The organism is Pseudomonas lundensis (assembly GCF_001042985.1).
GTDB lineage: Bacteria > Pseudomonadota > Gammaproteobacteria > Pseudomonadales > Pseudomonadaceae > Aquipseudomonas > Aquipseudomonas lundensis.
The window spans coordinates 14673-34729 of the sequence record NZ_JYKY01000032.1; the positions used below are offsets into that span (position 1 = coordinate 14673).

Annotated in this window: 17 protein-coding genes and 2 pseudogenes; 13 read left to right on the top strand and 6 right to left on the bottom strand. The window is 60.7% G+C overall.

Annotated elements, in window-relative coordinates:
* Positions 1-81 precede the first annotated feature (81 nt).
* Positions 82-990, bottom strand: a complete 909-nt coding sequence (locus TU74_RS20040) for a LysR family transcriptional regulator (protein WP_047275712.1) — start codon at positions 988-990, stop codon at positions 82-84.
* 431 nt (positions 991-1421) lie between these two features.
* Here TU74_RS20040 and TU74_RS20045 point away from each other — a divergent pair, with 431 nt between their 5' ends.
* Positions 1422-2762: an MFS transporter gene (locus TU74_RS20045; RefSeq protein WP_048377460.1), complete on the top strand. Its 1341-nt coding sequence runs from the start codon at positions 1422-1424 to the stop codon at positions 2760-2762.
* A gap of 3 nt (positions 2763-2765) precedes the next feature.
* Here TU74_RS20045 and TU74_RS20050 read toward each other — a convergent pair whose 3' ends face one another.
* Both TU74_RS20050 and TU74_RS20055 read right to left on the bottom strand, forming a co-directional pair.
* The gene (locus TU74_RS20050) at positions 2766-3719 is read right to left on the bottom strand and encodes a LysR family transcriptional regulator (RefSeq protein WP_048377447.1); all 954 of its coding nucleotides are present in this window, start codon (positions 3717-3719) and stop codon (positions 2766-2768) included.
* Positions 3720-3793: 74 nt separating this feature from the next.
* Positions 3794-5203, bottom strand: a complete 1410-nt coding sequence (locus TU74_RS20055) for an FAD-binding oxidoreductase (protein WP_047275715.1) — start codon at positions 5201-5203, stop codon at positions 3794-3796.
* Between the two features lie 186 nt (positions 5204-5389).
* On the opposite strand from TU74_RS20055, the gene TU74_RS20060 reads away from it, so the two are divergent.
* The 11 genes and pseudogenes from TU74_RS20060 to kch all read left to right on the top strand — a co-directional run bounded on the left by TU74_RS20060 (position 5390) and on the right by kch (position 16381).
* Positions 5390-6490 (top strand): FUSC family protein, encoded by a 1101-nt coding sequence (locus TU74_RS20060; RefSeq protein ID WP_048377448.1) that lies wholly within the window; start codon positions 5390-5392, stop codon positions 6488-6490.
* Between the two features lie 664 nt (positions 6491-7154).
* Complete coding sequence (locus tag TU74_RS20065; RefSeq protein WP_047275719.1) at positions 7155-7457, top strand: urease subunit gamma; 303 nt, start codon at positions 7155-7157, stop codon at positions 7455-7457.
* 54 nt (positions 7458-7511) lie between these two features.
* Positions 7512-7931: pseudogene (locus TU74_RS20070) on the top strand (urease subunit beta); the annotation flags it as partial.
* A gap of 179 nt (positions 7932-8110) precedes the next feature.
* Positions 8111-9829, top strand: coding sequence for an urease subunit alpha (locus TU74_RS20075; protein ID WP_048377449.1), 1719 nt, complete (start codon positions 8111-8113; stop codon positions 9827-9829).
* Positions 9830-9891: 62 nt separating this feature from the next.
* Entirely contained in the window at positions 9892-10578 is a 687-nt protein-coding gene (locus TU74_RS20080) for an urease accessory protein UreE (RefSeq protein ID WP_048377450.1), read from the top strand.
* Positions 10579-10598: 20 nt separating this feature from the next.
* A complete protein-coding gene (locus tag TU74_RS20085; protein WP_048377451.1) occupies positions 10599-11285 on the top strand; it encodes an urease accessory protein UreF in 687 nt (228 codons plus the stop codon).
* A gap of 69 nt (positions 11286-11354) precedes the next feature.
* Entirely contained in the window at positions 11355-11999 is a 645-nt protein-coding gene (gene ureG / locus TU74_RS20090) for an urease accessory protein UreG (protein WP_047276312.1), read from the top strand.
* Positions 11996-12961 carry an urease accessory protein UreD gene (locus TU74_RS20095; protein ID WP_047276311.1) on the top strand — a complete coding sequence of 322 codons (966 nt, stop codon included), beginning with the start codon at positions 11996-11998 and terminating at the stop codon, positions 12959-12961. The genes ureG and TU74_RS20095 overlap by 4 nt, the downstream gene beginning before the upstream one ends.
* 85 nt (positions 12962-13046) lie before the next feature.
* A complete protein-coding gene (yut, locus tag TU74_RS20100; RefSeq protein WP_047282747.1) occupies positions 13047-14039 on the top strand; it encodes an urea transporter in 993 nt (330 codons plus the stop codon).
* Between the two features lie 170 nt (positions 14040-14209).
* Positions 14210-15123 (top strand): annotated as a pseudogene (locus tag TU74_RS20105) (HoxN/HupN/NixA family nickel/cobalt transporter).
* Positions 15124-15205: 82 nt separating this feature from the next.
* A complete protein-coding gene (gene kch, locus TU74_RS20110; RefSeq protein ID WP_047294400.1) occupies positions 15206-16381 on the top strand; it encodes a voltage-gated potassium channel protein in 1176 nt (391 codons plus the stop codon).
* 48 nt (positions 16382-16429) lie between these two features.
* On the opposite strand, the gene crcB (TU74_RS20115) is transcribed toward kch, so the two are convergent.
* Both crcB (TU74_RS20115) and crcB (TU74_RS20120) read right to left on the bottom strand, forming a co-directional pair.
* Positions 16430-16834, bottom strand: coding sequence for a fluoride efflux transporter CrcB (gene crcB, locus TU74_RS20115; protein ID WP_047294402.1), 405 nt, complete (start codon positions 16832-16834; stop codon positions 16430-16432).
* 15 nt (positions 16835-16849) lie between these two features.
* Positions 16850-17230 carry a fluoride efflux transporter CrcB gene (crcB, locus tag TU74_RS20120; protein WP_047280833.1) on the bottom strand — a complete coding sequence of 127 codons (381 nt, stop codon included), beginning with the start codon at positions 17228-17230 and terminating at the stop codon, positions 16850-16852.
* A gap of 156 nt (positions 17231-17386) precedes the next feature.
* Here crcB (TU74_RS20120) and TU74_RS20125 point away from each other — a divergent pair, with 156 nt between their 5' ends.
* Complete coding sequence (locus TU74_RS20125) at positions 17387-17668, top strand: hypothetical protein (protein WP_047275741.1); 282 nt, start codon at positions 17387-17389, stop codon at positions 17666-17668.
* On the opposite strand, the gene TU74_RS20130 is transcribed toward TU74_RS20125, so the two are convergent.
* Positions 17665-20028 carry a DNA polymerase II gene (locus TU74_RS20130; protein WP_048377452.1) on the bottom strand — a complete coding sequence of 788 codons (2364 nt, stop codon included), beginning with the start codon at positions 20026-20028 and terminating at the stop codon, positions 17665-17667. The genes TU74_RS20125 and TU74_RS20130 overlap by 4 nt on opposite strands.
* Between the last annotated feature and the right edge of the window lie 29 nt (positions 20029-20057).

Consider the following 20057-nt stretch of genomic DNA (forward strand, 5'->3'; position numbering starts at 1 on the left):
AAGTTTAATCAGCACAAACCGTTATAAAAATTGATCTCTCGGCACGTCTGGATTGCAGCAAACGCAATCCACCACCGCGATTTACGCCGTGGCGTTATCGCACAGGGTTTTGAGGGTGCGTCGCAGCCAGCGGTGGGCGTGATCGTTATCGAGCCGCGGGTGCCACGCCTGAGTGATTTCGACCGGTTTCAACGGGATGGGCAGCTCAAAGGCCCGCAGCTTGAGGCCAAGGGGTTCGAGGGTTTTGAGCAACAATTGGGGCATCAACGGCAGGATCAGCTCCGAATTGGCCAAGGCAAAAATCGCGGAATAGAACGTCGGCGTGGTGAACAGCACCCGACGCTCAAGGTCCATTTCGGCCAGCACTGCATCAATCGGCCCACGGGCGCGGCCCCGGCGCGAGACGCTGATGTGGTCGTACCCGGCAAATCGCTGCGCGGTGATGGCCTGATCGAAAATCGGATGCCCTTCGCGCGCCAGCCCCACAAACGGGCAGGTAAACAGCCGCTGCACCTTGAGGTCCGCACTCACCGGTAGCGTGGCACCGATGGCCAGATCGATCCGCCCTTCACTCAGGGCTTCATCGTCGGTAAACCCTTCGGGCACCACCCGCAGCGCGGCATTGGGCATCTCCAGCGCCATTTGCCGGCGCAACGCACCGCCATAGACCCCGAAGAACACATCGTTGGCGCGGATGCTGAAGGTGCGGTCCAACTGGCTCAAGTCGCTGTTCTGACTCTGGGTAAACACCCCGTGCGCCAGTTCCACCACGCCACGCACCTGCTCGCGCAACTCCAGTGCACGCGGCGTAGGCACCAGCCCGCGCCCGGAGCGCACCAAAATAGGGTCATTCAGGGCGTCGCGGATGCGCGTCAGGGTGCGGCTCATGGCCGGGGCGCTGAGGTTCATGCGCCGCGCAGCGCCCACCACCGAGCCCTCTTCGAGCAGCACGTTGAGGGCAACCAGTAAATTCATGTCAGGTATGTGCATGGGGCCGAAGGTTAGCGCCTAAGCGTTGACGTGAACAGTTCCAGACCGCCCGCGGTGTCCATCCCGTGCTCGAAAACGCACCATTGTTGCGCATCAGGTAAAACTGTTTCGCGCCTCCTTAGCTAGCTAACTAAGTGGCCCATTGATACATTCTCGTCCGTCAGGTCAGTCCTGACGCTCTCTTTGGTTGAGATAGTTGGCCATTACCGGATCCCCATGATGGTAATGGCCTTTTTTACGCCCGCTTGCTCAGCCTCCCCCTGTCTGCTGGTCTTTTCTGCCGCCTTTGTCGTGCCTGAACTTTTCCTGCGCGGAACTTAAACCGCCGATTGTGCGAATCGTCCCACGACCGTAGAGTCCCTTTGCACCTCCCTAAAAAGATGCCTGGCCACGCCCGTGCTCAGGCGCGCGATAACAAAAAAGGGCTTGAGATGAATCACATTCCTGCGCAACACCCTGACCCCGACGATCAGGCACTGGACGGGGCTTATCGTAAAACCGCGTGGCGCGTCATGCCGCTGTTGATGGTCTGCTTTCTGGTGGCCTATCTGGACCGTGTCAACGTGGGGTTTGCCAAGCTGCAAATGCTCGATGACTTGGCGTTCAGCGAGGCCGTGTACGGGTTGGGCGCCGGGATATTTTTCATCGGCTATCTGATGTTTGAAGTGCCCAGCAACATCGCCCTGCACCGCTTCGGCGCCCGGCGCTGGATCGCGCGGATCATGGTGACCTGGGGCTTGCTGTCCGCCGCCATGATGTTCGTGCAGACCCCCTGGAGTTTTTACGCGCTGCGCTTTCTGATTGGCGTGGCTGAAGCGGGGTTCTTCCCCGGCATTATTTTCTACCTCACCACCTGGTTTCCCGGACACCGGCGCGGGGTGATGGTGGCGCTGTTTATCTGCGCCCTGCCGATTTCCAACCTGCTGGGGTCGCTGATTTCCGGCTACATCATGCAGTACATGAACGGCGTGGCCGGTTACGCCGGCTGGCAATGGCTGTTCGTGATCGAAGGCTTGCCGGCCGTGTTTCTGGGCATGGCCGTGTTCTGCCTGCTGCGCGACCGGATTGCCGACGCCAGCTGGCTGAGCGAAGCCGAAAAGCGCGGTATGCAAGCCGCGATTGACCGCGACAACCAGGGCAAACAGGGGCACTCGGTGCGCGAGGGGCTGCTTAACCCAAAAATCTGGTTGTTGGGCGCGGTGTATTTTTGCCTGGTGATGGGCCAGTACATCATCAGCTTCTGGATGCCCACCATCATCCGCAACAGCGGCATCGACCAACCGTGGGTGATCGGCCTGTTGTCGGCCATTCCCTTTGCCGCAGCCGCCGTGGCAATGGTGCTGGTGGGCCGCAGTTCTGACCGCCATCACGAGTACCGCTGGCACGTGGCGATCTGCGCGACCCTCGGCGCGGCCGGCGTGCTGTTCGGCACTTTGTTGGGTGACAACCTGTGGCTGGCCATGATCGGCCTGACGGTCGGCACCGCGGCAATGATCAGCAGCCTGCCGGTGTTCTGGGGCATGCCGACCGCCGTGGTTGGCGGCGCGGCGGCGGCCGCCGGGATTGCCTTGATCAACTCGATGGGCAACGTGGCGGGCTTCTTCGCCACCATCGTGGTGGGCTGGATGACCCAGCTCACTGGCAGCACTCAAGCGGCGATGTACATGATGGCGGCCGTGCTGGTGATGGGCGGCGCGCTGGGCTTGTGCGTGCCCAAGGCCAGACTCGACCTGCGCAGCGCAGCACCTGTCGCGGCGGCGCAACGCCCTTGAGCGTCAGGTCGGCCCGTTGCTCAACCGGCGACTGCCGGGCCATTGCCCCTGCTCACCCATGCGGTTGACCACCTCCCCGATCAGCGCGGCCAGTGCCTCACGCGCCGGGGTCGGCGGCATGCGGGTCGACACGCAGATGCCCAGCGTGCGATACAGCGCCGGGCAATCGACGCGGTGGGCGGTGAGGCGCCCCTCTTCAAGCTCGCGACGGGCCAGGTTGAGCGGCATCAAGGTCGGGCCCAGCCCAGCTTGCACTGCACTTTTGAGGATGTGTACCGAATTGACTTCCAGCGCGGGAGGCGCCGCACACACGCCATGGCGGGCCGCCACGCGCTCGACAATCGCCCGCGTGCAATGGCCGTGGGCCGCGCCCGGCCAGACCAGCGGCCGGGCAAACGCCTGCTCCAGGTCGAGCACCTCACCGGCAGGCCACGGGTCATCCGCGGGCGCGCACAGCCAGTAGAAGTCTTCTTCGAGCAACGGGGTGAACGCGATCTCGGGCGGCAGCTCGGCATCGGTGAACAGCGCCAGATCGATACGCCCGTACAACAGCTGCTCGAACAGGTTGCCGGTCAGCTCTTCATTGAGGTTCAGCCGCACTTGCGGGTAGCGCGTCGCCACCTCGCGCAGCAACGGCAAGGCCAACGGGCTGGCCACACTCTGCGGCAACGCTACCACCACCGGGCCGCTGACCGCTTGCGCCGAATCCAGTACCGCGTTGCGGGCGTCCTGCAGGTGCTTGAGGATGCCCTGGGCGTATTCGTAAAACACCTTGCCCGGCGCGGTGGCCGTCACACCGCTGTGGCTGCGGTGCAACAGTTGCACCCCCAGCTCTTTCTCAAGGTCGAGGATCTGCTTGCTCAGGGCGGACTGGGCGACAAACACGTCGCGGGCCGCCCCACTGAGGCTGCCGTTGTCGAGAATGGCGACGAAATACTTGAGCTGACGAATTTCCATGCCGCGGATTCTATACACGCCGCGATTGCAGCGTCACCTGACAATCCCGGCGAGCAGCGCGCCCACGCGTCGTGTTAATCGCGCCGGAAAATCTTGCCGGGGTTCATCAGCCCTTTCGGGTCCAGCGCGTGCTTGATCGACTGCATCACATCCACCGCGTTTTGCCCGTGTTCAACGGCCATGTAATCGCGCTTGGTCAGGCCAATCCCGTGCTCGCCGGTGCAACTGCCTTCACAGGCAATCGCGCGCTCGGCCAAACGATGGGCGACCGCCTCGGCACGGGCCACTTCGTCCGCGTCATGGGGGTCCACCAGTATCAGCGCATGGAAATTGCCATCGCCCACATGGCCAAAAATGGGTGCCAGCAAGCCGTTTGCGTGCAAGTCGGCAGCCGTGGCTTCAATGCACTCGGCCAAGCGCGAGATCGGCACCACCGAATCGGTGGTCAACGAGCGACACCCCGGACGCAGCGCCACCGAGGCGAAGTAGGCATCGTGCCGCGCCTGCCATAAGCGGGTGCGGTCCTCCGGGTTGACGGCCCATTCGAAGTCCTGCCCGCCGTGTTCATCGGCCACCATGCGCACGGTTTCTATCTGTTCCTTGACCCCGGACTCGGAGCCGTGCAGCTCGAAAAACAACGACGGGGCTTCGCGCAAATCGGTGTGGCTGTAGGCGTTGATGGCTCGCACCGTCAGGGCGTCGATCAGCTCAATGCGGGCAATCGGCACCCCGAGCTGGATGGTCTGAATCACCGTGCGCACCGCATCGTCCACCGTGGGGAAGGTGCAAATCGCCGCTGAAATGGCTTCCGGCAAGGGGTGCAGTTTGACGGTCAATTCGGCAAACGTGGCCAGCGTGCCGCCCGAGCCCACCAGCAAATGCGTGAGGTCGTAGCCGGCCGACGACTTGCGTGCCCGGCCGCCGGTTTTAATCACCCGGCCATCGGCCAGCACGGCGGTCATGCCCAGCACGTTCTCGCGCATGGTGCCGTAACGCACCGCATTGGTGCCCGAGGCCCGGGTGGACGCCATGCCCCCCAGCGAGGCATCCGCACCCGGATCAATCGGGAAGAACAAACCGGTGCCATGCAACGCCGCATTCAGCTGTTTGCGGGTGACGCCGGGCTGCACCGTGACATCCATGTCGTCCGGGCGAATTTCCAGCACCTGATTCATCCCCGACACGTCGATGCACACCCCGCCCTGCACCGCTTGCAACCAGCCCTCGAGCGAGGTGCCGCTGCCATACGGAATCATCGGCACGTCATGGGCATGGCACAGCCGGGAAACACTGACGATCTCGTCCAGGCTCTGCACAAACGCCACCGCATCCGGCGGTATCGGGCCCAGAGACGAAATGTCGCTACCATGGTGTTCGCGCACGCTGGCAGACGTCGACAAGCGGGGGCCCAACAGCGCCTGCAACGATTGCAGTAACGACGCGGGCAAGGGTGGGCGGGTCAGCGGTGCCTGGACAGCATTCATCAGCACTTCCTCATTTATTTTTTTGGGCCAGTTGGCGTCATCTTATGCGCTGTACACGCGGCCCCGGCCATAGGAAATACAGAACGTGCCATCTGCAACCGGCATGGCCACGCCCGGCGCGTGTGGAGGACTGCCCGCCCTTGAACTAGGCTCACAGCCCATTGCGGATCATGGGTGGGAGGCGACATGCACTTGGGCAAAAAGATCTCGACGCTGGAACAGTTGGCCTGTCGCTATTACCGCTGGATTCACGCGACCCGCATCAGCCTGGCGTTTTTAATCACCTTCGCGGGGATCCGCTGGTTCAAGCTCGAAGACGCCTCCTGGGCCTTGATTACCATGCTGATCGTGATGGGCCCGCTGCCGTACTGGGGCAATGTGTTCTCACGGGCCGTGCAACGAACCGGCGGTACGGTGATCGGCGCCCTGTCGGGGCTGGTGGCGCTGTACCTGGAAATGTATTCATTCCCCGCGATGCTGCTGTGGTGCGCGGTGGTGATGTTCGCGTGCGGCTACCTGACCCTGGGCAAACACCCCTACATGGCGCTGCTGATTGGCGCGACCCTGGCCGTGGTCAGTTGTTCGGCCCCCAATGACATGGACGCCGCGGTGTTGCGCAGCGCTTATGTCATGGCCGGCTCGATACTGGCGCTGATCTTCACCAGCATCTATCCGCAACGGGCCTACACCGACCTGCGCATCAAATTCAGCCAGAGCATGGGCACACTCAACGACCTGTATGAAGCCTACTTTTCGCCGCAGGTGCTGGAGCGCCCCCACCTGGACGACACACTCAAAGATGAGCTGGACGCGGTGGTCAAGTTGCGCAGTTACATCGTCGCCGCAAGCAACGAAAGCCACCTCAAGCAGGACGTTTTCAATGGCCTGCAAACGTTGCACCGCAATGTGGTCTCCACACTGATTCTGATGATCGATGCGTACTGGTCTTCCCGCGAAAATCATTTATTGATTAAAAACGAACCGGCCTTAAGTGACTTGCACCGCCTTATACCGTTGGCCTTGCAATCGTTACAAAACAAATTAGTCATGGGCATTGGCGATAACGAAATCAGTTCACAGTTACGTAAAAGTTCGCACCAGTTACGCGAGTTGGCACTTAAGAGTATTAGCGACAAAGAAATAGAAACGCCTTTTTATGCCTATGTATGGCTCAGCCTTGAAATGCTCAAACAACTGGCTGAATTGAACGATCAACTGCACGCGGCGCTTTACCATCCGGGACATAAACACTTGTTTAAAAACAACGAGCCGCCTGCGGACCATTGAGCGTCAGTGCGGCACATCCGAGGGTGAGCACGTCGCGACACATTATCGAATACCGATACAAAGACTACATTCAGACAGGAAAATACCTACAACTAAATATGAAAAAAGAGCCGCGAACATGAAGATTTTTACCTGCCACATGGCCAAATAACATCTCTAAAACCCACCAAACCCCATAATAAAATCACCATAAACTACTGTTTTTAAAGCAATTATATAAATTTGATACGCTTTTAATATTCGTCAAGTGGTCCTGTGCGGCCTTTTTCCCTGCCTGGTAGTTGTTCATCGCTGCAAAATTATCGTCTACGCTCTGATCGCGCCCGTCTTGATGGAACTGAACGGAAGAGCCCATGACCACTGAACACACCCATACGTTTAAACACCTGATGCGTCGCCCCGTGGCAACGTGCTCAGTGTACGCGTCACACAACGTGCTCACGTTCAATAGCACCCCGAGAACGGTCGCCCTGCATCAACACTGCAAGACAACCGCCTGCGTGATACCCGCTGTGTTGAATACAACCATTACCGCGTGAAGAAACCCTGCGCCACATTCAACCCGTTGCATCCTTGCCCGTTACCGAATGTTGAAACAAGGGTTTGTCCGTCTGACCGGCACATTGAAACTTAACGATTAAGCGCACTGTGAATAGGAGGGCTTATGCAGCTCACCCCGAGAGAAATCGACAAATTGATGATTTACACCTTGTCGGACGTGGCACTGCGACGCAAGGCGCGTGGTTTGAAGTTGAACTTTCCCGAGGCCGTTTCAATTATTACCGTCACGGCGCTTGAAGGGGCACGGGATGGCAAGTCGGTGGAAGACGTCATGACCGAGGCGGGCAAAGTACTGACCAAAGATGACGTCATGGAGGGTGTGAGCGACCTGATCCCCAACGTTCAGGTGGAAGCGATTTTTACCGATGGCAGCCGTCTGGTCACGGTTCACGACCCGATCAAATAACGGCCGAGCAGTCAAGCCGGTTAACGCCAAACACACCCGTTTGAGGATTCCGTCATGAGCAGCAAAAAGCCAGCATCCCCCCAGCCTTCCCAATCACCGCATCAGGACACCCATCCTGACCACCACATCCCCCACGCCAAAAACCCCGGGGGTGTATCCACCGGCAATGAAAGCAATGTGCCGCTGGGCGGTTGCATCTACGCCAGCACGCCGATCACCTTCAACGAAGATCGTGCGGTGACCAAGGTCAAAGTGCGCAACACCGGCGACCGGCCGATTCAAGTGGGTTCGCACTTTCACTTTTTCGAAGTCAACCGAGCGCTGGAGTTCGACCGCGCTGCCGCGTTCGGCAAGCGTCTGAACATCACCGCCACCACGGCCATCCGTTTCGAGCCGGGCGATGAAATTGAAGTGCCGTTGATCCCCTTCGGCGGCAAACAGACCCTGTACGGCTTCAACAACCTGGTGGACGGCTGGGCCCCCGACAGCACGGTCAGCGGCCATGAACGCCCGGAAAAACTGCAAGCCATCCAGCGTGCAGCCGATCGCGGCTTCAAGTTTTCCAAGCCATCCAACTAAGCGCCGCATTTCACATTTTGCCTGCGCGTCGTTGCGCCATTGACGAATGCGCCGCATGAAGGAAGGAGCCACCGATGCCAACTATTTCACGCAAAGAATACGCCGGGCTGTTCGGCCCGACCACGGGCGACAAGATCCGCCTGGGCGACACTGACCTGTTTGTAGAAATCGAAAAGAACCTGCGCGGCTATGGCGAAGAAGCCGTGTACGGCGGCGGCAAATCGCTGCGCGACGGGATGGGCGCCAACAACCACCTGACCCGCGATAACGGCGTGCTCGACCTGGTGATCACCAACGTCACCATCGTTGACGCCATTCAGGGTGTGATCAAGGCCGACGTGGGGATCCGCGACGGCAAGATCTGCGGCATCGGCAAAAGCGGCAACCCCGGCACCATGAGCGGTGTGACCAATAACATGGTGGTGGGCGTGAGCACGGACGCCATTTCCGGCGAGCACCTGATCCTCACCGCTGCCGGGATCGACACCCACATTCACCTGATCTCGCCGCAACAGGCTTACCACGGCCTGTCCAACGGCATCACCACGTTCTTCGGCGGTGGTATCGGCCCTACCGACGGCACCAATGGCACCACTGTGACGCCGGGCCCGTGGAACATCCGCCAGATGCTGCGCTCGCTCGAAGGCTTGCCGATCAACGTCGGCCTGCTGGGCAAGGGCAACTCCTTTTCTCGCGACCCGCTGGCAGAACAAATCATTGCCGGCGTGGCCGGGCTTAAAGTCCACGAAGACTGGGGCGCTACCTCCAATGCCCTGCGCCATTCCCTGCGCACCGCCGATGAAATGGACGTTCAGGTCTCGGTGCACACCGACAGCCTCAATGAATGCGGCTACGTCGAAGACACCATCGATGCCTTTGAAGGCCGTACTATTCACACCTTCCACACCGAAGGCGCAGGCGGCGGTCACGCCCCGGACATCATCAAGGTGGCCAGCCAGCTCAACGTCCTGCCGAGCTCGACCAACCCCACCCTGCCCTACGGCGTCAACAGCCAGGCCGAGTTGTTCGACATGATCATGGTCTGTCACAACCTCAACCCCAATGTGCCGGCCGACGTGTCGTTTGCCGAAAGCCGGGTACGCCCGGAAACCATCGCCGCCGAAAACGTGCTGCAAGACATGGGCGTGATCTCCATGTTTTCCAGTGACTCCCAGGCCATGGGCCGGGTCGGTGAAAACTGGCTGCGGGTGATGCAAACCGCCCACGCCATGAAAGTCTCGCGCGGCAAATTGCCGGAAGACAGCGCGGGCAACGACAACTTCCGCGTGCTGCGTTACGTGGCCAAAATCACCATCAACCCGGCCATTGCCCAAGGCGTGAGCCACGTCCTGGGGTCTGTCGAGGTGGGCAAGATGGCCGACCTGGTGCTGTGGGACCCGCGCTTCTTCGGGGCCAAACCAAAACTGGTGATCAAGGGCGGCATGATTAACTGGGCCGCCATGGGTGACCCGAACGCCTCCCTGCCCACGCCGCAGCCGGTGTACTACCGTCCGATGTTCGGCGCCTTCGGCAAAACCATGCAAGACACCTGCGTGACCTTCGTGTCGCAGGCCGCGCTGGAAGACGGGGTCAAGGAAAAGGCCGGGCTGGACCGTCAGGTCATGGCGGTGCGCAATTGCCGCACCATTTCCAAGAAGGACCTGGTGCGCAACGACCAGACGCCGCACATCGAAGTCAACCCTGAAACGTTCGAGGTGAAAGTCGACGGCGTGCACGCCACGTGCAAACCGATCGATGTGGCCACCATGAACCAGCGGTATTTCTTCGGCTAAGGCAGACCGCCCGGCCGCCACCCGTGGGTGGATGGCCGGGCATCAAGGAAGGAGTTTGCGACGTGATTTTGATTGAACACATTCTGGGCAATGCCAAGAAAGACCCGGTCTGGCAGCGCAGACTCGAAGGCGCTCACATCGACCTGCTGGTGCTCGATCAGCGCGAAGCGCAGAAAAGCCGCTGCCGCCGCACCAGCCTCGGCGGGCGCGACCTGGGTATTTCGCTGGAACGCAACGTGGTGCTGGCCGACGGCGATGTGCTGATGTGGGATGAGGCCAGCAAAACCGCCGTGGTGGTGCAACTGAACCTGCGCGACGTCATGGTGATTGACCTCAAGGAGCTGAAAAAACAGCCCCTCGATGTCCTGATAAAAACCAGCTTCGAACTCGGCCACGCACTGGGCAACCAGCACTGGAAAGCCGTGACCAAAAACAACGAGGTGTACATCCCGCTCACCGTGGAAACCAAGATGATGGACTCGGTGATGCGCACCCACGGCTTTGAACACCTGCCCTACGCCTTCATCGGCGGCGCCGCAATCCTGCCGCACCTCACCAGCTCCGAAGCCCGCCTGCTGTTCGGCGGCGCCGAAGAAACCGACACCCACGTCCACGTCGCCAGCCCTCAGGACAAGCTGGAGGCCGCGGCACTCAAGATTCACGGCGTGCACAGCCATGGCGACGGCATCAGCCACAGTCACAGCCATGACCATGACCATGACCATACGCACCACGACCATAAGCACTGAACCTTGCAGAAGGCGTGACCATGAAGGCAGCAGATCTCATCCGCATCATGCAGTTTGGCGACTCGGTGTTACCGGTCGGTGCGTTCACGTTCTCCAACGGGGTCGAGTCCGCGATCCAGACCGGCATCGTGCACGATGTGGCATCCCTCAAAGGGTTTGTACTCACGGCGCTCAAGCAGGCCGCCAGTTGTGACGGCATGGGGGTGGTCGCGGCGCACCGCGCGGCCATCGCTGATGACCGTGAAGGCATTTTGCGGGCGGACTGGGCGGTCAATAACCGCAAGCTCAACGAAGAAAGCCGCCTGATGGCCACCCGCATGGGCAAAAAACTCGCGCAGATGTCAATCCATGTGGTGGAAACCCCGTTGGTGCGTTGGTGGCTGGAGCAAATCAAGGCCGGCAACGCCGCAGGCACGTACCCCGTGACCCAGGCCGTGGTGATGTCGACCCAGGGCATCGGCGCCCGCGAGGTGGTGGTGATGCACCAGTACGGGGTGGCGATGACCATCCTCAGCGCCGCCATGCGCCTGATGCGTGTCACGCACCTGGACACCCAGCACATCCTGTTTGAACTCAACCACGACATTGAAGCGTTTTGCGACATCGCTGAAATCGGCGACATCGAGCAGATGTCGTCCTATGTGCCCATTGTCGACGTGCTGGCTGCGGTCCACGTCAAAGCCCATGTGCGGCTGTTTATGAACTGACCCGCTGCACCGCGCCGGCCCCCTGCCGGCGCGGTACCCGATGAAAAGACTGTTTCAGGAGCAAGTCCCGTGAAAAAAATTACACGTATTGGTATTGGCGGCCCGGTCGGCTCGGGTAAAACCGCAATCATTGAAGTGATCACCCCGATCCTGATCCAGCGCGGTTACAAACCGCTGATCATCACCAATGACATCGTCACCACCGAAGACGCCAAACAGGTCAAGCGCACCCTCAAGGGCATCCTCGACGAAGACAAGATCCTCGGCGTCGAAACCGGCGCCTGCCCGCACACGGCGGTGCGCGAAGACCCGAGCATGAACATTGCCGCAGTCGAGGAAATGGAAGAGAAATTCCCCGACAGCGACCTGATCATGATCGAGAGCGGCGGCGACAACCTGACCCTGACCTTCAGCCCGGCGCTGGCCGACTTCTACATTTATGTGATCGACGTGGCCGAAGGCGAAAAAATCCCGCGCAAAAACGGTCCGGGGCTGGTGCAGGCCGACATCCTGATCATCAACAAGATCGACCTCGCGCCGTACGTGGGCGCCAGCCTGGACGTGATGGAAAGCGACACCAAAGTGGTGCGCGGCAACCGCCCGTACATCCTCACCAACTGCAAAACCGGCCAAGGCATTGAAGAACTGGTGGACATGATTGAACACATGTTCCTGTTCGCCCAGAAACCCGCCACCCACGAGGTCACTGCATGACTGCTCAGAGCCTGAACATCGTGAACACCCCTTCACGGCTTCGCGCTCATGCATTGGGTCAGGACGCGCCGGAGCTGGCGGAGTACCAGAATGAACCGCCGCAGATGCACAGCGGCGCGGTCGGCAAAAGCGGTTACTTGCGCCTGGGGTTTGAGCGGCGCGGGGAGCGCAGCATTTTGGCGGATGTCGAGCGGCGCGTGCCGTCACTGGTGCAGCGGGCCTTGTATTGGGACGAAGAAATGCCCGGTCTGCCCTGCGTGACCATGATTTCGACCTCCGGCTGCGTGCTGCAAGGCGACCGCCTGGCCACCGACGTGAATGTGGGGGTGGGCGCCTGCGGGCACGTGACGACCCAATCGGCCACCAAAGTGCATTCGATGAATGCCAACTATGCCTCGCAAATCCAGCAGTTTCGGGTCGAGGAAAACGGCTACCTGGAGTTCATGCCCGACCCGCTGATCCCGCACCGCGATGCACGGTTTATCACCGACACCCGGATCACGATTCACCCCACGGCCACGGCGATTTACAGCGAAATCCTGATGTCCGGGCGCAAATACCACCACGTGGATGAGCGCTTCGGTTTTGACGTGTTTTCCTCGCGGGTCTGCGCCCAAACCCTTGAGGGCCGCGAGCTGTTTGTCGAGAAATATGTATTGGAGCCCAAAAAGGAAAGCCTCGACGCCATTGGCGTGATGCAGACCTTCGACGTGTTCGGCAACGTGGTGCTGCTCACCCCCAAGGCGCATCACGACCGGATTGTCGAACGCATGCCTGCCCTGTTCGATATCAAGGCCGGGCTGGCCAGTGGCGTGACCCGCCTGCCCAATGACTGCGGGCTGATCTTCAAGGTGCTGGGCAATGACAGCGGTGAGGTCAAGGCTCAGGTCCGCGAGTTCTGGAAAGTCGCCCGTGAGGAAATTCTGGGGGTCACCTTAGCGCCGCCGTTTCTCTGGCGCTAGGCGACTCGCACTGCGCAGTAGTGACCGGGGCCGGCTGCGGCGCCGGTGATTGCACACCCTTTGCAGCCCGAATGGAGAAGCATCTATGGATGTCGCCAAAGCGCCCGGTTCCACATGGACCCAACTGGCAAACGGCAATCGGGGGATCGAGTTCATCGACGTCACCCTGCGCGGTTGTGCCCAAGTCATGTTCCAGAACAACCCGTTGACCGGGCTGTTGTTCTTCGCCGCGATCTTTGTCGGCGCCTATGCCGAAGGCATCCCGGCCGTGGCCTGGGGCTGCGTACTGGGCACGGCGGTGGCGACCCTCGCCGGGCTAAGCCTCAAGGACCGCGCCTCGTGGAAGGCCGGGCTGTACGGCTACAACGGTTGTCTGGTGGGCGCGGCGTTGCCGACCTTTCTTGAGGTCACACCGGTGCTGTGGCTGTGCATCATCCTTGCCAGCGTGGTCTCGGTGATCGTCATGCTCTGCATTGCCGACATCCTCAACACCTGGAAAGTCGCCGCCCTGACTGCCCCGTTTGTCTTGGTGACCTGGATGATCCTGCTGGCCAGCTACGCCTTTGGCGGCCTGACCAATACGGCGCTGCCGGTGCCCAACCTGCCCCACGATCTGGTCGCCCACAACAGCAACCTGTTCGACGGTATTCACCTGCTCGACGGGGTGTTCAACGGCATTTCCGAAGTGTTTCTGATCAGCACCCTGATCGGCAGCGTGCTGTTTCTCGCCGGGCTCGCGGTGTCCTCGCTGTGGGCGGCGGTGTTTGCCGTCTGCGGTTCGCTGCTGGCGGTGCTGACGGCTACCGTGCTGCAAGCCGAGCATGCCAGCATCAACAATGGCCTGTACGCGTTCAGCGCCGTACTGACCGCCATTGCGCTGGGCTCAACGTTCAACACGCCCAGTTGGCGGGTGCTGATCTACACCCTGATCGGGGTGATTTTCACGGTGTTTGTGCAAGGGGCTTTGAATACCCTGCTGGCACCGGTGGGCATACCGACCCTGACCATGCCGTTTGTACTGGCGTCGTGGTTATTTCTGGTGCCCAACAAAGACGTTATGCCTGCCCACCGCCAGTAGCCTTCATCCTTTTGCGGAGCCTTTACATGACAGCCATCGTCGAACCTCTGGCCCCAGCAGCGCCCTCCACGACCCGACGCAATGCGATCTGTTTGCTGACCGGCCTGATCGTCGCCAACGCACTGGCATGGCTCTGGGCCTTCAGTGAATTCGGCACCAACCCGGTGCTGATGGGCACAGCGCTGCTGGCCTACAGTTTTGGCTTGCGCCACGCGGTGGATGCCGACCACATCGCGGCCATCGACAACGTCACCCGCAAGCTGATGCAACAAGGCAAAACCCCAATTGCCGTGGGCACGTACTTTTCCCTCGGGCATTCCACCATCGTGGTTCTGGCGTCGCTGGCCATCGCCGCCACGGCCATGGCGTTCAAAGACGACATGGCGTGGTTTCACGAAACCGGCGGGCTGATCGGCACGTTGGTATCGGCGGTATTCCTGCTGTTGTTCGGGGTGCTGAACCTGGTGATCCTGATCTCGGTGTACAAGACGTTCAAGCAGGTCAAGGCCGGCAAAACCTTCACCCCGCACGAGCTGGACGGGCTGGTGAGCAACAACGGCGGCCTGTTGGCGCGGGTGTTTCGCCGGGTGTTCAACCTGGTCAACAAAAGCTGGCACATGTACCCGGTGGGGTTTCTGTTCGGGCTGGGGTTCGACACCGCCACTGAAATCGGCCTGTTGGGCATCAGTGCCACCAGCGCCTCCCATGGCATCAGCCTGTGGTCGATCATGGTGTTCCCGGTGCTGTTCGCCGTGGGCATGGCGCTGGTGGATTCGCTGGACAACTTTGTGATGATCGGCGCCTACGGCTGGGCGTTTTCCAACCGGTGCGCAAGCTGTACTACAACATCACCATCACCGCCGCTTCGGTGGTGGTGGCCCTGTTTATCGGCGGGGTTGAAGCCCTCGGGCTGATTGCCGACAAACTGCAACTGACGGGCGGTATCTGGACCCCGATCAACGCCATCAGCGAACACTTTGGCGAGATCGGCTACTGGATCATCGGCATGTTCGTGTTGTGCTGGCTGATTTCAGCCTTGAACTACTACCTGCGCGGTTATGACCATTTAGGAGCCAATGCCTGATGAACAGATTCAGCAAAAGGACGTGCGCGTTAGCCGCTGACCTACACTCCATCCATTCTTTAACTGAGGCGTCGTAGGAACCATGACTTTAAAAGAGGACGTAAAAGCCAGATTCTCCTTTGCCTACGGGGTCGCCCTGCTGGTGGCCATCAACGGTTTTCTCTTGTTCTTACCGGTGTTGCAACGCGGCGTGGCGCACTCCAACGACGCGTCCGGCCTGTTCAGCTCCTGGAAGGAAGCCCTGAGCTTTCTGGCGCTGCTGGAAATCCCCGGCTTCGTGGTGGGGCTGGTGTTGCTGTTGATGTCCATCGGCCTGCTGATCAAGTCGCGCATCAGTTGGTTCTTTTGCCTGCTGTTGCTGGTGGCCACGGTCTGCGTCGACGTGTTCATCCTGAAGCAACCCGATGGCGTGACGTTGTTCTCGCTGTTCACCATTGCCGTGCTGGTGTACTTCTGGCGCCGCTTCGACCACTACAGCCTGGCCACCGGCAGCTTTTTCGCCGTGGTCAGCATCGCCTCGCTGATCGTCTACAGCATGCTTGGCACGCTGTACATGGGCGAACAGTTCGCGCCGCAGGTCACCGACCTGCCGACCGCGTTCTACTTTGCCATCGTGGTGATGTCCACCGTGGGCTTTGGCGACATCGTCCCGCACACCACCGATGCCCGCATGTTCACCCTGACGGTGATCATCCTGGGCATCACCATCTTCGCGATCTCGGTGGCGTCCATTGCCGGTCCGCTGATCAGCAACAACATCCAACGCATTGTTAAGGGCAGGATTTCTCACATGGCGCGTAAAAATCACTACATCCTGGTGGGCATGGGTTCTCTGGCACAAAACGTCTACAAAGGCCTGACAGAACGGGGCGAACACGTGACCGTGGTCTGCCCCCCTGGCAGCCCGCACGACTTGCCGGAAAAGGCCGACATCATCGAAGGCGACACCTCGGCCGTGTCGACCCTGAAGCTGGCCGGCGCCAACGAAGCGAAATACATCGTGGTGCTGTCGGAAAGTGACGCGGAAAACGTGTTTGTGATTCTGGCGGCCAAGGAAGTGGCCGGTGACGACACGCAAATCATTGCGCTGGTCAACGAAACCCAGAACATGGCCAAGGTCAAACGCGTCAACCCGACCATGGTGCTGTCACTGCCCTTGTTGGGCAGCGAGCTGCTGGTGCGTACCCTGCAGGGGGATGCGATCAACAATGACCTGATCACCGAAATGTTCTTCGGCAAGCGTACGTCGCTGGGCTAAGGCACCTAGGCGCAGGCGCGGGCCACCCCCGCGCCTGCGCTCGTGCGTTCAGGCTTGGCTATCGTCCGCCGGCCGGGCAGGCCATTTCGCCCCGGCAATCAACCCCAGTTCGACCGCCGCAAAACCGATCACCAGGCTGGCCACCAGGTAGCAGATGGACACAAAGACCCCGGCCGGGTCTTTCATCATTTCAACCGCGCCAAACACGAAGCTGGAAAAGGTTGAAAGCCCGCCCATGATCCCGGTCCCGATCATCACGTGTACGTACTGGTTGATGCGGTTGCTTTTGAACAACGACGTCGCGACGCCCAACAAAAACGCCGCCACGATGTTGGCCACGAAGATATCCATGGGAAAACCGTCGGCCAGGCGTGGCACCGATAGCATCACAAACTCGCGGCACATGGCGCCAAACGCGCCGCCGACAAAAATCAACATGATCAGATTCAACATGGTTCCTGCTCCTGATTAACGCGCCAGCCAGGCGCCGAACGCGGCAGCCGCCAACCCCAACACCACCGAAACAATCAGATACCCGGCAGCCCAGGCACGGTCCTTGGCGCTGGCCAGTTTCGAGGCGTCCAGTTGCATGCTGCTGAAGGTGGTGTAGCCGCCCAGAATGCCGGTGAGCACGGCCGCGTTGAGAAAATCACCGTAACGGTCACGCCAGTCGACGCTGAACAGGATGCTCAGGTAACCGATCACAAACGCACCGCTGACGTTGATCACAAACGTGCCCAGCGGCAGCGGCCCTTTATACAGTTGGCCAACCCGTAAACCGATCCACCAGCGCAGCAGTGACCCCAGCCCGCCCCCCAGTCCGACCCAAAAAACGTCCAGCGCAGTCATGAAAATCCCTCTCGTGTCTGTCAGTGAGTGGGAAGAACTCTAGTTCATATCTGCGGGCCGGACGTTTCGCTACCTGCCGCCGGATTTGCCGCGTCAGCCCGGCGAAAAAGGAGTACCCTGCCGCCCTGATTTGCATCCTGCCCACACGGAACACTCATGTACCCCAATGCTGACCGCTACAACCCTGACACCGAATACGCCAACAAACTGGTCGACCGCATCGGCCAGACCCCGGCCTGGATTGCGTCGCGCATCGGCGTGACGGAAAAGCGCATGCGCTACATCCTCGCCGGTTCGCGCACGATCAAAAATGACACCACTGAGATTTTCATGAGCTACGCCGAGCAGTTCTGCATGGAGTGCCTGGCCGTCGAAGCCAAGGCCGCCAAGGACCGGGCCAAGTCCAAAGCCTTGGCTGAGGCGTCGGACAAGGCTTAAAACAGGCCCATCTGCCCGCCCACCAAGGCGCTGAAGTCGTCGTCGACGAACACCAGAATCGCATCGGCCACCGGCTGAAGCTGGCGCGTCAGGTAATGTTCGTAATCCACCGCGCCCGTCAGGTTCTCCAGCGGCTGCGGCCCGGCCAGGGTGATGATGTAGCTGATGGTGCCACCGCGCTGGTATTGGCGGGGTCGTCCGTGACGGTCGTTGTACTCATCGGCCAGCCGCGCGGCCCGCACATGGGGCGGCACATTGCGCTCGTAGTCGCTGAGCGGGCGACGCAGGCGCTTGCGGTAGATGAGCAAGTCGTCATGCTCACCGGCCAGCGTACTGCGCACAAAATCACGCACGTAATCCTGATACGGCTGACGCTTGAAAATGCGTTCGTACAAGGCCTGCTGGAACTGCTGCGCCAGCGGCGACCAGTCGCTGCGCACCGTTTCAAGCCCCTTGTAGACCATCTCGAACTGCCTGTCGGGGCGCTCCACCATCCCCGCATAACGCTTTTTGCTGCCCTCCTCGGCCCCACGAATCGTGGGCATCAGGAAGCGCCGGTAATGGGTTTCGTACTGCAATTCAAGCGCGCTGGTCAGCCCGTACTCTTCGCGAACATGGTCTTGCCACCACTGATTGACGTGCTGCACCAGCTCGCGGCCAATGCGGCTGGCGTCGGCTTCGCTGTGTTCACTGCGCAGCCAGACGAAGGTGGAGTCGGTGTCGCCGTAAATCACGCTGTAGCCCCTGGCTTCAATCAGCGCCCGGGTTTTGAGCATGATGTCGTGCCCGCGCAGGGTGATCGAGGAGGCCAGTCGCGTGTCGAAAAACCGGCAACCGCTGGAGCCCAGCACACCATAAAACGCGTTCATGATGATTTTCAGGGCCTGGGACAGCGGCGCGTTCTGCTCGCGCTTGGCAGCTTCGCGGCCATTGGCCACGCGCTCGATGATGGCCGGCAGGCAATGCCGGGTGCGGGAAAAACGGGCGCCGCGAAAGCCCGGCACAGACGCGGTATCGCTGGGGTCGCGCAAGCCTTCTACCAGCCCCAGCGGGTCGATCAGAAACGTGCGAATGATCGACGGGTACAGGCTTTTGTAGTCGAGCACCAGCACCGACTCGTACAAACCCGGCTGCGACTCCATGACAAACCCGCCGGGGCTGGCCTGGGGCGGGTTCTCCCCCAGGTTCGGCGCCACGAACCCCTGACGGTGCATCAGGGGCATGTACAAGTGGTAGAACGCGGCCACCGAGCCCCCGCTGCGATCGGCCTCCAGCCCCGTGACCGACGCACGTTCCAGCAAGAAGGTCAGAAGTTGCGTTTTCTCGAAGATCCGCGTCACCAGCTCGCAGTCCTTGAGGTTGTAACGCGCCAGCGCCGGTTTGTCCTCGACGAACATGCGGTTGATTTCGTCCATGCGCTGGTACGGGGTGCTGATGTCCTTGCCTTCGCCGAGCAACGTTTGCGCAACGTTCTCCAGACTGAACGAGGGGAATGACCAGGTGGCAGAACGCAGGGACTCGATGCCGTCGATAATCAGCCGCCCGGCCGCGCTGGCAAAAAAGTGGTTGTTGCGCGCGCCGTGTTCGCGCCACTGCATCTCACTGCCGTCGCGCCCCAACGCCAACGGGATGCCAAGGCGGCGCGCCTGTTCGTGCAGCACCCGCATGTCGAACTGCACCACGTTCCAGCCAATGATGGCGTCCGGGTCGTGCCGCGCAAACCACTGGTTCAGGCGGTGCAGCAGCTCGGCACGGGTGGCGCAGAACTCAAGGTCAAAATCCACCGGGGCATCGGCGGCCGTTGCCTTGCCCAACATGTACACCTGACGCTGGCCGCAGCCTTCAAGGGCAATTGAATACAGGTCGCCTTGCTCGCTGGTTTCGATGTCCAGCGACACCAGCTTCAAGCGCGGCCGGTAGTCGGGATGGGGTTTGATCTGCGCCTCCAGCCACAGGCCGTCCGGTTGCGGGTGCCCGTGAAAACTGACGGGCGCCGTGATGAAACGCTCCATCAGGTAGCGTTCCGGGGGGCGGATATCAGACTCGTAAACGTCTACCCCGGCACGCCGCAGACGCTGGGCGATGTCAGTCAACTGGCCGTATTGCTGGCAGTACAGCCCCACCACCGGGCGCGAATGAAAGTCGCACATCGCCAGTGGCCGACATTCGAGCCCGCGCTCAGCCTGCAACAGCGCTTGCGCCTGCTCGCGCTGCTCGGCGGGGATGAACGCGGTGCACGACTGAAGCGGCAGGCGCAGACGTTGCGGCCCGTTGTCGGTGGCCAGCCAGAACTCGACTTCAATCCCCGACGGGGTGTCGCGCCAGTGGCGGGTCAGCACAAAACCGTGGTGCAGGCTCACACGCGCCCCCTCAACCCCGGGACCGCGTA

Coding starts and splice junctions, on each gene's coding strand:
- TU74_RS20125 (WP_047275741.1), top strand. CDS start 17,387: ATGTACCCCAATGCTGACCGCTACAACCCTGACACCGAATACGCCAAC.
- TU74_RS20040 (WP_047275712.1), bottom strand. CDS start 990: ATGCACATACCTGACATGAATTTACTGGTTGCCCTCAACGTGCTGCTC.
- TU74_RS20085 (WP_048377451.1), top strand. CDS start 10,599: ATGAAGGCAGCAGATCTCATCCGCATCATGCAGTTTGGCGACTCGGTG.
- TU74_RS20050 (WP_048377447.1), bottom strand. CDS start 3,719: ATGGAAATTCGTCAGCTCAAGTATTTCGTCGCCATTCTCGACAACGGC.
- TU74_RS20055 (WP_047275715.1), bottom strand. CDS start 5,203: ATGAATGCTGTCCAGGCACCGCTGACCCGCCCACCCTTGCCCGCGTCG.
- TU74_RS20065 (WP_047275719.1), top strand. CDS start 7,155: ATGCAGCTCACCCCGAGAGAAATCGACAAATTGATGATTTACACCTTG.
- yut (WP_047282747.1), top strand. CDS start 13,047: ATGGATGTCGCCAAAGCGCCCGGTTCCACATGGACCCAACTGGCAAAC.
- TU74_RS20095 (WP_047276311.1), top strand. CDS start 11,996: ATGACTGCTCAGAGCCTGAACATCGTGAACACCCCTTCACGGCTTCGC.
- TU74_RS20045 (WP_048377460.1), top strand. CDS start 1,422: ATGAATCACATTCCTGCGCAACACCCTGACCCCGACGATCAGGCACTG.
- crcB (WP_047294402.1), bottom strand. CDS start 16,834: ATGTTGAATCTGATCATGTTGATTTTTGTCGGCGGCGCGTTTGGCGCC.
- crcB (WP_047280833.1), bottom strand. CDS start 17,230: ATGACTGCGCTGGACGTTTTTTGGGTCGGACTGGGGGGCGGGCTGGGG.
- TU74_RS20060 (WP_048377448.1), top strand. CDS start 5,390: ATGCACTTGGGCAAAAAGATCTCGACGCTGGAACAGTTGGCCTGTCGC.
- TU74_RS20075 (WP_048377449.1), top strand. CDS start 8,111: ATGCCAACTATTTCACGCAAAGAATACGCCGGGCTGTTCGGCCCGACC.
- kch (WP_047294400.1), top strand. CDS start 15,206: ATGACTTTAAAAGAGGACGTAAAAGCCAGATTCTCCTTTGCCTACGGG.